Origin of the sequence: Cryobacterium sp. N19 (assembly GCF_002929595.1) — a bacterium.
Taxonomy (GTDB): Bacteria; Actinomycetota; Actinomycetes; order Actinomycetales; family Microbacteriaceae; genus Cryobacterium; species Cryobacterium flavum.
Window position 1 is genome coordinate 205,670 of record NZ_PJJR01000048.1, and the last position, 12,074, is coordinate 217,743.

Consider the following 12,074-nt stretch of genomic DNA (forward strand, 5'->3'; position numbering starts at 1 on the left):
TGGGCCCGGCGGGCTGATCAGGCGAGTTTGGCCTGCACTTGGGCCAGCGAGGGATTGGTCGCGGCCGATCCGTCGGGGTACAGAATGGTCGGCACGGTCTGGTTGCCGTTGTTCAGGCTCATCACGAGTTCGGGTGTGCCGTCAACCTGCTCGATATTCACCTCGGTGTAGCCGATACCGGCGGTGTCGAGCTGTTTCTTCAATCGTTTGCAGTAGCCGCACCAATCGGTGGTGAACATGGTGATGGTTCCGGTCGCGGGTACAAAGTCCATGCTGCAAGCTTATCCGAGCCGCATCCGAATGCACCGCGTGCGCGTTAAGATGAAGCAATGACTTTGCCCCAGGTATGCGTGTGCTACCTCACTCGACTATCTCCCGAAGGCAACCGGCAGGTACTGCTGGGCCGCAAGAAGAAAGGCCTCGGCGTAGGCAACATCGTCGGCCTTGGCGGCAAGCTCGAAATCGGCGAAAGTGCAGTGGATGCTGCCGTGCGCGAAATCGAAGAGGAATCCGGGCTGGTGGTGGCGGCATCCGCTTTGACGGAACTGGGGTATCTCACCTACCTGTTTCCGCACCGCCAGGAGTGGAGCCAGGAATCGACCGTGTTCGTCTGCGACGACTGGTCCGGAACGCCGCGGGAATCGAACGAGCTGAACCCCGTCTGGTTCGACGTGGCGAGCCTGCCGGTCGATGAGATGTGGGACGACGCCCGGCATTGGCTGCCCGGGGTGCTCGACGGAGTGCCGGTGCGCGCCACGTTCACCTTCGGAGCCGACTTGGAAAGCGTGGTGTCTCGTGCCTGAATTCAGCCTCATCATCGTGCTGGTCATTGCGCTGGCACTCATCTTCGACTTCACCAACGGTTTTCACGACACGGCCAATGCCATGGCCACCCCGATCGCGACCGGCGCGATGAAGCCCAAGGTTGCCGTTGGCGTCGCCGCCATTCTCAACCTGGTCGGTGCTTTTCTCTCGACCGAGGTTGCCCGCACAGTGTCTGGCGGCATTATCAAGGAGGGGGACGGCGGGGTACTGATCACCCCCGAACTCATCTTCGCGGGCCTGATCGGCGCGATCGTGTGGAACCTGGTCACCTGGCTGATGGGCCTGCCATCCAGCTCGAGCCACGCCCTGTTCGGTGGGCTGATCGGCGCCACGATCATCGGCGTCGGTACCCAGGCCGTTGACTACAACGTCGTGGCCGCCAAGGTGATCCTGCCCGCGCTGATCGCGCCGCTGATCGCGGGAGGCGTGGCGCTCGTCGCCACCCGCCTGGCCTACACGATCACCCGGCGCGACGTCGGCAAGCCAGACGGCCGCGGCGGGTTCCGTTACGCGCAGATCTTCTCCTCCTCGCTCGTCGCGCTGGCCCACGGCACCAACGATGCCCAGAAGACCATGGGAGTGATCACCCTCACCCTCATCGCCGGCGGGTTTCAGGCAGTCGGCAGCGGGCCCACCTTCTGGGTCATCGCCGCCTGCGCCCTCGCCATTGCCGTCGGCACCTACACCGGCGGCTGGCGCATCATCCGCACCATGGGCACCGGCCTGACCGAGATCAAGCCGGCCCAGGGTTTCGCCGCCGAAACCAGCACCGCGGCCACGATCCTCGCCTCCAGCCATCTCGGATTCGCCCTCTCCACCACCCAGGTTGCCTCCGGCTCGGTGATCGGCTCCGGCCTGGGCCGCCGCGGGTCGACCATCCGCTGGGGGATGGCCGGCCGCATCGCTCTCGGCTGGGTCATGACCCTGCCGGCTTCGGCCATCATGGGCGCATTCGCCGCCGGACTCGCCCTGCTCGGGCCGATCGGCATCGTGCTCGACATGGTGATCGGAACGATCGTCATCATGGCCCTGTTCCGCTGGTCGCGTCGCAACCGGGTCTCGCACCACACCCTGCTCAACGACATCGATGATGCCGGACGGGTGGTCAACATCAAGAAGACGCCGCGCCGGCCCACGCGGCGTGGCCGCGGCGACCGCAAGAAGGTATCGCTGTGATCGACTGGAGCGCCTTTCTCATCGTCTCGGCCGCGTCACTGTTCTCGGCCGCTCTGCTCGTGAGCCTCTACTCGCTGGGCCTGCGCTTGCTTACCACGGCCGGTCGCATCCCGCTGGTGGAGCCGCACGAATTCACCGGCGCGATCACCGTGCTGAGCCCGAAGAAGGCCGCGAAACAGGTCAAACGAGCGCGCAAGGCCGCCGCGGCCAACCCGCTCGCGCCCGGGCTGAAGCGCTTGGCGCTTTACGCCGGCTATGCCTGTTTCGTGCTGTGCGGCATCGCCGTGCTCTACGGCGTCTACCTGATCGTGCCCGCCCTGCACCGATAGCCTGCCTCCACGGACGGGGCCCGGGCCCGGGCCCCGGGCCCAGTTTATAAACTGGGCCCACGGACGGGGCCTGGGCCCCGTCCGTGTGAGGGTGGGTCAGGCGGTTTGGCGCAGGCGGCCGAGCCGGGTCATCAGGTGGTAGATCGTGATGGCCGCCACGGTGCCGAGGGCGATGCCGTTGAAGCTCAGGGTGCCCGCGTTCAGGGTGAAGTCGGCGATGCCGATGATCAGCGCGGTCGCGGCCGTGAACTGGTTAACCGGCTTGGAGAAGTCGACCTTGTTGTCAAGCCAGATCTTGACGCCGATGACACCAATCAGCCCGTAGAGCGCAGTGGTGACACCGCCGAGCACCCCGTCGGGGATGGTGAAGATGATCGCCCCGACCTTGGGGGAGAGGCCGAGCAGAATCGCGACGATGCCGGCCACCCAGTAGGCCGCCGTGGAGTAGATGCGGGTGGCCGCCATGACGCCGATGTTCTCGCCGTAGGTCGTAGTTCCGCTGCCGCCGCCGAAACCGGCCAGCATGGTGGCGAGGCCGTCGGCGAGCAGGGCCCGTCCGGTGAGCCGGTTCACCTTCGCATCCGTCATCTGGGCGACGCCCTTGATGTGGCCAACGTTCTCGGCGATCAGCACGAGGACGACGGGGATAAAAGCGGGCAGCACCCCGAAGACTGCGGCCGGGTTCTCAAACGGGTTGGCCGGGGCGGTGAACGGCGGCAGCCCGATCCAGGCGGCGTCGGCGACGCGGCTGAAGTCGACCTCGCCGAAGAAGACGGCCGCGACGTAGCCAACGACCACGCCGAGAAAGATCGACAGTCGACCGAGGATGCCGCGAAACAGCACCGTGCACAGAATCACCGCGACAAGGGTGATCAGAGCGGTGAGCGGTGCCTTGTCGAAGTTGGCCTTGGCCACCGGGGCGAGGTTGAATCCGATTAGCGCGACGATGGCGCCCGACACGATCGGCGGCATGAGCCGGTCGATCCACTCGGTGCCGGTGAGCTGAACGATCACGCCGACCAGGGCGAGGAGTACCCCGACGGCCATGATGCCGAACAGGGCGCTGCCCATGCCGGTCGAGGCGGTTGCCGCGGTGATCGGTGCGATGAACGCGAACGACGAGCCGAGGTAGCTGGGCAGTTTGTTGCCGGTGATCAGCAAAAACAGGAGGGTTCCTATACCGGAGAACAGCAGTGTGGTGCTCGGCGGAAAGTCGGTGAGCAGCGGCACCAGAAAGGTCGCACCGAACATGGCCACGACGTGCTGCGAGCCGATGCCGATGGTCAGCGGCCAGCTCAGGCGTTCGCCCGGACCGACGACTTCCTGTGCCCCGACTGTTTTTCCGTCGCCGTGCAGGGTCCAGGGCAGTGCCATTGCGGTTCTCGTTTCTTTATGCTGCGTGATCAGTCCTGTTGCCTGATCACAGTCGAGCGTAGTCGCAGCCGACAACCGGTCCTCACGGCACGGTCCTCACAGCACGGCGGAATAGACTCGGGCGCATGAGTCAACTCGCTGATCCCACCACCGAGACGGGGCTGGAGGTGCGAGTGGCCAACGGACTGCTCCGTGGGGTGCGCGAGCGCGGTGTGCTGGCCTGGCGCGGTATTCCCTATGCGGCGGCTCCGGTGGGTGAGCGACGATTTCGTGCGCCGCAGCCGGCGCCGGCCTGGCACGGCGTGCGCGACGCGAGCGAGTGGGGCCCGATCGCCCCGCAGAGTCACAAGGGCCAGTTTCGCGGCGCTCACCCGCGCATTCCGCAGGGCGAAGACTGCCTCAACCTCAACGTGATCGCGCCAGACGAGCGGATGCGCCCCGGCGCGCAGCTCCAGGACGCGCTGCGGCCGGTGATGGTGTTCATCCACGGCGGCGCCTACAGCGTCGGCTCCAGCCGTGAGGTTCCGCGGCAGGGGGAGGGCCTGGTGCGACGGGGCAGCATCGTTTACGTCAGCATCAACTACCGGCTCGGGGCCCTCGGGTACCTGGACTTCTCCCGGTATGCCACGACGGAGCATCCGTTTGAGAGCAACCTGGGATTACGAGACCAGGTCGCCGCCCTGCAATGGGTGCACGAGAACATTCATGCCTTCGGCGGCGACCCGGATGCCGTCACCCTGTTCGGCGAGTCGGCCGGCGGCAACGCGGTCACCACGCTGATGACCGTGCCGAGCGCGGCCGGACTGTTCCACCGGGCGATCGCGCAGAGTGCGCCGCCGAACGCGGTCTACCCGAGCGATCTCACCGCGCGCTGGGCCGGCGAATTCGTCGACAGCCTGACCGACGGCCCGTACAGCGACGCGGATGCCGCCCGACTGCTCCTCGCGGCCGACCCCGCGCAACTGGCCGCAGCGACGACAGCGCTGACCGTGCGCACTCCCGACCAAGACCCGGGCACGATCCCGCTCTGCCCCGTCATTGACGGCGATTTTCTGCCCGAGCGACCGCTCGATGCCTTTCGGGACGGCCGGGCCGCGCGCATCCCGCTGATCATCGGCACCAACGCGCGGGAGGGATCACTGTTCAGCGGCCGGATCGACATTCTGGCGACGACCCCGGCGCGGATCCGCGCGATATTCAAGAAAACCAAGAAGAAGGCGAAAAAGGCCCTCAAGGCGCAGTACCCGGGTATTCCCGCGTTGCGGGCGGCGCTCGATTTCGGCGGCGACTATTCGTTCTGGTATCCGAGCGTGAAGGTCGCAGAACGACACTCGCGCTACGCGCCGGTGTACTTCTACCGGTTCGACGCCGCGCCGCGGCTGCTGCGTCTGATGGGCCTCGACGCGACCCACGGCCTCGAACTGTTTCCGTTGTTCGACCGGCTCGACGGCTGGTTCGGCCGCGGCATGACGGCGCTCGGCGGGCGCCGCACTTTTCTGGACATTGCCACGAGGATGCAGGGCTGGTGGCTGGGTTTCGTCGCCGGCGGGGTGCCATCGGCGGCCTGGCCGCGCTACGACGAAAGCACCCGGGAAACGCTCATCATCGACCAAACAGACCACGTTGAATCCGATCCGCACAAGGAACGACGACTGGCCTGGGGACGGTTCGTGCCGCACGTTTGAGCTGACCCGGCTGGCCCGGTCGTAGACTGGAACCTTGCGTTAAAGGCCACGGCACTGGGAGCACACCATTTCGAGCACTGAAACACCCACCACTGCGGCCTCGCCGCAACCGGCAGCACGTGGCCTGAGGGCCCGGGTCGACTCCTACTTCGAGATCACCAGCCGCGGCTCCACCTGGTCGCGGGAATTTCGCGGCGGCGTCGTGACCTTCGTCACGATGGCCTACATCGTCATTTTGAACCCGCTGATTCTCGGCGGTTTCAGCGCCGACCAGGCCGCCGTCGACGTGGAAGGCGGATGGTTGCCCAACGAGCAGGTTGCCGCCGTCACCGCCCTGACCGCCGGCGTCATGACCATTCTGTTCGGCCTCATCGCCCGACTGCCCTACGGTTTCGCTGCCGGGCTCGGCATCAACTCGTTCCTCGCTGTGAGCGTCGTTGGCCAGGTCACCTGGGCGGAAGCGATGGGCTTGGTCGTCATCAACGGCCTCATCATCGTGCTGCTGGCCTCGACCGGCCTGCGTGAACTCATCTTCAATGCCATCCCTCGTCCGCTGAAGATCGCCATCACGGTCGGCATCGGCCTGTTCATCGCGTTCATCGGACTGGTCGACTCCGGCTTCGTGCGGGCCAGCGGCGCGAACTCACCGCCCGTTCAGCTCGGCGACGCCGGCTCGATCGCTACCCTGCCGACCACGGTCTTCGTGATTGGGCTCATCATCATCGGCGTGCTCCTGGCCCGCAAGGTCAAGGCAGCGCTGTTGATCGGCATCGTGGCGACTACCGCCATCGCCGTGATCCTCGAGGCCATCTTCAAGGTCGGCCCCTCGCTCGGTACGAACCCGGCCGGCTGGAACCTGAACGCCCCCGTGCTGCCGACGAGCGTCGTGGCGCTGCCCGACCTCGGCCTGATCGGCCAGGTGTCCTTCGGCGCGTTCGAACGCATCGGCATGCTCGCCGCAGTGATGCTCGTCTTCACCCTCGTGTTCACGAACTTCTTCGACGCCATGGGCACGATGACCGGCCTGGCCAGTGAGGCCGGCCTCGCCGACCAGGACGGCAAGTTTCCCCGGCTGAAGTCCGCCCTGATCGTGGAGGGCATCGGCGCCGTCGCCGGCGGCGCCACGAGCGCCTCCTCGAACACCGTCTTCATCGAATCCGGTGCCGGAATCGGCGAGGGTGCTCGCACCGGCGCGGCCAACGTGATCACCGGCATCCTCTTTTTGGCCGCCGTGTTCTTCACGCCGTTGACCCAGATCGTGCCGCTCGAAGTGGCTGCTGCCGCTCTCGTCATCGTCGGGGCGCTCATGGTCTCGCAGATTCGTCACCTGGACTTCACCGAGTTCTCCAGCACGCTGCCGATCTTTCTGACCATCATCGTGATGCCGCTGACCTACTCGATCGCCAACGGCATCGGGGCCGGGTTCATCAGCTGGGTGCTCGTGCGCAGCCTTTCCGGCAAGGGCCGCGAGATCAGCCCGCTGCTCTGGGTCGTCGCGGTCGGTTTCGTGCTGTTCTTCGTGCGCGGCCCGGTGGAAGCGCTGATCGGCTGAACCGAGGCACCTGCTAGCATCCGGTCACCGATCCGATTCGTCAGCCGGGAATCATGCACGCAGCAAACGACGACGTTTACCGCCCGAGCGATCGCGACCTGCTCAAGGGCGCGATCAGGCAGCTTGCTGCCCAAACCGGCATTGCGGTGATCTTCGCCGGGCTGGTCAACCATGGCGAACTCGTCATCACCGAGTTCGTCGGCACCACGACGCAGGGGCTGAAGAATCTCAACGTGCAGCCGGGTGAGGGCGTCGGCGGGCGGGCCCTGCACCAGTCCCGGCCGGTCGGCGTCGCTGACTACTTCGACTCGCACCGCATCACCCACCACCATGACCAGGCCGTGCGTATCGACGGTCTGCGCACCATGGTCGCGCTGCCGGTACTGGTCGACGGGCGGGGGCGCAGCATCCTTTATGCGGCCACCCGCGACCGCACCTCTTTCGGCGAACGCACGGTTGGCGAGCTCAATGCCGGCGGGGAGCGCATCGCCCGTGAACTGCAGATTCGCGACGAGGTCGATCACCGGGTGGCCATTCTCAAGGTGGTCGGCAGTCTCGCCGCCGAACCGCTCGACCGCGACCTGATCGAGGTCGTTCGCCTCGCCCACACCGAACTGCTCTCGGTCGCGAGCATCACGAGCGACCCCGACCTGTCCGCGCGAATCCTCGCCGTCACCGCCCGGCTGGTCGGTTCGGCGAGTGCCCCAGCGGATGTGCCGCACCTCACGCCCCGCGAGACCGACGTGCTCGCGCAGGTAGCCCTGGGCTGCTCCTATGCGGAGGTCGGCGACCGTCTGGCCCTGCAGGCGGTAACCGTGAAGGGGTATATGCAGGCGATCATGGCCAAGCTCAACGCGCACAGCCGAACCGAGGCCGTGCGAATCGCCCGCGCCTTCCGGCTTCTGCCCTGACCGCCTCCCCCGGGAGGTGGTGGCCGCCGGCGCCCGCTGCCACGCTGACATTCGTCACGACAACAGCGTTGTGTCTCACGATGTCAAGGGAGATATCGCATGCTCGAAAGCACCGCAATCCGGCAGGCTCGGCCGACGCCGCGCCGCACCTCGATGGCCAGGGTGGCCGTCGCCAGTTCCATGGGCAGCATCATCGAGTTTTACGACTTTCTCATCTACGGCACGGCCGCCGCACTGGTGTTTCCGCAGGTGTTTTTCCCGGAGCTCGGCACCGGGGCCGGCACGCTCGCCTCGTTCGGAACGTTCGCGGTTGCGTTCGTGTCGCGCCCGCTCGGCGCCATTCTGTTCGGGCATTTCGGAGACCGGCTCGGGCGCAAGAAGACCCTGGTCAGTACCCTTCTCATTATGGGTTTCGCGACCGTCACGATCGGTTTGCTGCCGAGCGCCAGTGTGATCGGGCTCGCCGCCCCGATCATTCTCGTGCTGCTGCGGTTTCTGCAGGGCTTCGCAGTCGGCGGCGAGTGGGCCGGAGCGGCATTATTAGCCGCCGAGTACGCACCGCCGAAGCGTCGCGGGCTGTACGCCGCATTTCCGCAGCTCGGCCCGTCCATCGGGTTCGCCCTGGCCAGCATGACCTTTCTGATCATCAACCTCACCCTCGGTGACGCCTCCGACGCCTTCCTCAGCTACGGCTGGCGTATCCCGTTCATTCTGAGCGCGGTACTCGTGATCGTCGGCCTCTACATCCGGCTCAAGATCGAAGAGACGCCCGTGTTCAAGGCCGCAACGGATGCCAGGCGTGCCGCGCCCGTTGCCCGCAAACTTCCGGTTTGAGAAGTCGTGCGCAAGCAGCCCCGCCAGATTCTGCTCGGGGGAGCGTCGACCATGATGCTGTTCGCCTTCTTCTGCACCGGCACCGCATTCCTCTCCAGCTACGGCACCAACCCCGAGGGCCTCGCCCACAGCCGGCCGACCATCCTAACCCTCGGCATCATCGGAGCCCTCGTTTTCGCCGTCGGCACCATCGCGAGCGCTATCCTCTCTGACCGGGTCGGTCGCCGGGCGGTCATCGTCGCGTCCTGCATCGTGGCGGTGCCGTGGTCGCTCGTGCTGTTTCCCATCCTTGATATCGGAACGGCCTGGTCCTTCGGCCTCGGACTCTCCGGCACGCTGCTCATCGTCGCCGGGATCTACGGCCCGGTCGGCGCGTTCCTGCCCGAACTGTTCGCCACCCGTTACCGCTACACCGGCGCCGGGATGGCCTACAACCTCGGTGCCCTGGTCGGCGGAGGCATCACCCCGCTGGTTGCAGCGTCGATCATCGCCACGGCGGGCAGTGCCTCGATCGGCCTGCTCCTGGCTGGAGTGAGCCTGGTGAGCCTGCTCGCGACGTTCGGCCTGCCGGAGACCAAAGGCGTCAACCTGGAAACGGTCGCCGAGGCCGAAGCGCGGGTGCCGGTCAGGAGCTGATACCAGGCCCGCAGCCGGAGGTTGCTCGTCGGTTATCCCGGCGGGCAACCTCCGTTTCGTCGTGAGCGGATGCGATCAGGCCGGCGGTCGAAACTCGCTCACGGTGAACTCGGTGCCCTGAGGGTCGCGGATGCACGCAAACGCGGCCCGGGGGGAGTCGATGGTCTCGAGCACGGTGCCGCCGGAGGCAGCGACGTCGGGTAGATATCGGCGCTGTTAGATTTCGCGGCAGTGCGTCGTGAGCATGCCGATCTTGTCGATCGAGATGGTCACCGTGGACCCGTCGCGCAGAAAGATCGGGGGTTTGCGGCTGTATCCGGCGCCGCCCGGGCTGCCGGTGGAGATCAGGGTTCCCGGCATGAGGGTTGACGTTTTGGACAGGTAGGAGATGATCTCCGCGACGGTGCGCACCATGTCGCCGCTCGAGGCGTCCTGAAGGATGCGGCCGTCGACGTGCGTGGTCAGCCACAGGTTCTGCGGGTCGCCGATCTCATCGGCGGTGACGACGAGCGGTCCGGTCGGGGTGAAGCCGTCGAAGGATTTGCACCGTGACCACTGCGCTTCGGAGAATTGCAGGTCGCGCGCGGTGATGTCGTTGACGACGGTGTAGCCGAAGACGTAGTCGAGGGCGTTGGCGACCGTCACGTTGCGGGCCGGGCGACCGATGATCACACCGAGTTCAGCCTCGTAGTCGACCTGTGTGGTGAGGTCGCGCGGCCAGGTGATGGTTGAGCCGTGCCCGGTGAGCGAGTTGGGCCAGAGCGAGAACACGGTAGCGGCGGTTTCGAGGCGCAGGCTCAGCTCGGAGGAGTGTGCGGCGTAGTTGGCGCCGATGGCGATGATCTGCGGCGGGCGCAGCACCGCGGAGGAATGCCGCAGTTCGTCGACCTGCGTCAGCACGGCACCGTTGGAGACTGCGTCGAGGCTGATCGCGCGCACCCGCTCGTAGCCGGCGTCGCCGCGTTCGAGCAGATCTTGCAGGTCGCGGGGGGCGTCGTCCATGACGTCGTCGAGAAACAGTGCCGCATCGTCGAAGATCACGGCCAATCGGGGAACGGAGGAGCCGTCAACTCTCAAATGCGCAAATTTCACTCTTCTAGGCTAACCGGCTCAGCCTGCGGGTTGCCCTGTGAGGTGCTCCAACCCTCGGTCGGTCTGCTTGGAGGTAACGGCCCCTGCGGTAAAGCGGGTACACCGGCAGCGCGCCACAGGTGCATTCCGGCGTAACTCCGCCAGGGCGCCCAGTCAGCCCCGCGCGCGGCCAGAGCCCGGGCCTGAACCGGCAGACCGAGTCGGCCGGCACCCTGCCGCAGTGCCAAGTCGCTGGTCAGCAGGATGTCCGGACTGCCGAGCACGCGCATGGCCACGTACCCGGCCGTCCACGGTCCGATTCCCCGCAGCGCGACCAGACGTGCTTCGAGTTCGGTGCGGGTCTGCCCGGCTGACAGTTGCAATTCTCCCGAAGCCAGCGCCTCCGCGACCCGCAGGATCGTCTCGATGCGAGCGCCCGGCCCGCGCAGCACGCCGCGGCCGCCGGCGGCGATCTGCGCCGCGGTGGGAAAGAGCAGCCGAGACTTGGCCCCGGGCAGGCGTTCGCCAAGCGTGTCAGCCAGCCTGGTCAACGCGGTGCGGGCCGCGGCGACCGAGATCTGCTGCCCGATCAGCGCCCGGAACAGTGTCTCCTCGGCGTCCATACTGCCCGGTACACGGATGCCAGGGGCCCGGGCGACCGACACGGCCAGCGCCGGGTCCGCGGCCAGATGATGATCGATGGCCTGTGCGTCGGCATCGAGGTCGAACAGTCGACGCACCCGGCTCACCAGCGGTGCCAGGTCGGCGAGCTGGGTCAGACGGATGCTGCAGGCCAGCGCGGAGGCGGCATCCGTTCCCGCCAGGGTCACGTCGATGGTGGCCGTGCCGTTCGGTAGCCGCACGGCGCGGGCGTAGCTCGTTGCGGTGGCCGTTTCGACGCCCGGGAGGGCGCGGGTTGCGAGAAAGCGCAGCAGCCCGGGGCCGTCGAACGGCGTTCGGGCCGGCAGCTGCAGGGTGATCCTGGTTTCGGCGGGATCGACGCCGGGGACCGAGTGCGTCAGCAGTGGGCGCCGGGTCGCTCGCACCTCGGTGGGGGTGCGTTCGTAGATGGCCGTGACGGTGTCGTTGAACTGGCGCACACTGCCAAAGCCGGCGGCGAACGCCACATCCGTGATCTTCAGGTCGGTGCCCAGCAACAACAGGCGTGCGGTCTGCGCACGATGCGCGCGGGCGAGGGCGAGCGGACCGGCACCGAGCTCGGCGACCAACACCCGAGTCAGATGCCGGGGAGTGTAGCCGAGGCTGGCGGCGAGCCCCGGCACGCCGTCGCGTTCGAGCACGCCGTCAGAAATCAGTCGCATCGCGCGGGCGGCGAGGTCGTCCCGCAGATTCCAGGCCGGTGAGCCGGGCACGGCGTCGGGCAGGCACCGTTTGCAGGCTCGCAGCCCGGCCTCATGGGCGGCCGCCGCGGTGAGGTAGAAGGACACATTGCCCGGTTTGGGCGTTGCGGCCGGGCAGCTCGGCCGGCAGTAGATGCCGGTCGTGTGCACGCCGGTGATGAACTGGCCGTCGAAACGACTGTCGCGCGAGCACATTATGCGGTACCGCTCGGCGAAGACCTGATCGGCTGAAACGGCGGACGTCATACCTCGAGCCTGTCACGATCGGGCGCGGGGTGGTAGCGGAAATCGGACATGGGTGCTCGTCGATAGGCTGGGGG

At 66.9% G+C, this 12,074-nt stretch carries 12 protein-coding genes; 8 read left to right on the forward strand and 4 right to left on the reverse strand.

Annotation, left to right across the window (positions count from 1 at the left end; all coding sequences use genetic code 11):
- Positions 1-17: 17 nt before the first annotated feature.
- Positions 18-272, reverse strand: a complete 255-nt coding sequence (locus tag CXY78_RS07225; protein ID WP_092340957.1) for a mycoredoxin — start codon at positions 270-272, stop codon at positions 18-20.
- A 57-nt stretch (positions 273-329) separates the two neighbouring features.
- Between CXY78_RS07225 and CXY78_RS07230 the strand changes: the two genes are divergently transcribed.
- Genes CXY78_RS07230 through CXY78_RS07240 form a run of 3 tightly spaced genes read left to right on the forward strand, consistent with a single transcriptional unit; the run spans position 330 to position 2,330 of the window.
- On the forward strand, positions 330-803 hold the full coding sequence (locus CXY78_RS07230) for an 8-oxo-dGTP diphosphatase (RefSeq protein WP_104088791.1): 474 nt from the start codon (positions 330-332) through the stop codon (positions 801-803).
- Entirely contained in the window at positions 796-2,001 is a 1,206-nt protein-coding gene (locus tag CXY78_RS07235) for an inorganic phosphate transporter (RefSeq protein ID WP_233197330.1), read from the forward strand. Before CXY78_RS07230 ends, CXY78_RS07235 begins: the two co-directional genes overlap by 8 nt.
- Positions 1,998-2,330, forward strand: a complete 333-nt coding sequence (locus CXY78_RS07240; RefSeq protein WP_092340960.1) for a peptidase — start codon at positions 1,998-2,000, stop codon at positions 2,328-2,330. Before CXY78_RS07235 ends, CXY78_RS07240 begins: the two co-directional genes overlap by 4 nt.
- Positions 2,331-2,426: 96 nt before the next feature.
- On the opposite strand, the gene CXY78_RS07245 is transcribed toward CXY78_RS07240, so the two are convergent.
- Complete coding sequence (locus CXY78_RS07245) at positions 2,427-3,704, reverse strand: uracil-xanthine permease family protein (RefSeq protein WP_104088794.1); 1,278 nt, start codon at positions 3,702-3,704, stop codon at positions 2,427-2,429.
- 125 nt (positions 3,705-3,829) lie between these two features.
- Here CXY78_RS07245 and CXY78_RS07250 point away from each other — a divergent pair, with 125 nt between their 5' ends.
- From CXY78_RS07250 to CXY78_RS21610, 5 genes are all read left to right on the forward strand, one after another.
- Positions 3,830-5,389, forward strand: a complete 1,560-nt coding sequence (locus CXY78_RS07250; protein ID WP_104088795.1) for a carboxylesterase/lipase family protein — start codon at positions 3,830-3,832, stop codon at positions 5,387-5,389.
- A gap of 124 nt (positions 5,390-5,513) precedes the next feature.
- Positions 5,514-6,941 (forward strand): NCS2 family permease, encoded by a 1,428-nt coding sequence (locus tag CXY78_RS07255; RefSeq protein ID WP_369827279.1) that lies wholly within the window; start codon positions 5,514-5,516, stop codon positions 6,939-6,941.
- A 53-nt stretch (positions 6,942-6,994) separates the two neighbouring features.
- Positions 6,995-7,852: a LuxR C-terminal-related transcriptional regulator gene (locus CXY78_RS07260; protein ID WP_104088797.1), complete on the forward strand. Its 858-nt coding sequence runs from the start codon at positions 6,995-6,997 to the stop codon at positions 7,850-7,852.
- 99 nt (positions 7,853-7,951) lie between these two features.
- Positions 7,952-8,686, forward strand: coding sequence for an MFS transporter (locus CXY78_RS21605; protein WP_233197332.1), 735 nt, complete (start codon positions 7,952-7,954; stop codon positions 8,684-8,686).
- A 6-nt stretch (positions 8,687-8,692) separates the two neighbouring features.
- The gene (locus CXY78_RS21610; RefSeq protein ID WP_233206116.1) at positions 8,693-9,322 is read left to right on the forward strand and encodes an MFS transporter; all 630 of its coding nucleotides are present in this window, start codon (positions 8,693-8,695) and stop codon (positions 9,320-9,322) included.
- Between the two features lie 216 nt (positions 9,323-9,538).
- On the opposite strand, the gene CXY78_RS07270 is transcribed toward CXY78_RS21610, so the two are convergent.
- Positions 9,539-10,414: a fumarylacetoacetate hydrolase family protein gene (locus CXY78_RS07270; RefSeq protein WP_166789992.1), complete on the reverse strand. Its 876-nt coding sequence runs from the start codon at positions 10,412-10,414 to the stop codon at positions 9,539-9,541.
- Complete coding sequence (locus tag CXY78_RS07275; RefSeq protein ID WP_104088798.1) at positions 10,411-12,000, reverse strand: AlkA N-terminal domain-containing protein; 1,590 nt, start codon at positions 11,998-12,000, stop codon at positions 10,411-10,413. Before CXY78_RS07275 ends, CXY78_RS07270 begins: the two co-directional genes overlap by 4 nt.
- Positions 12,001-12,074 lie beyond the last annotated feature (74 nt).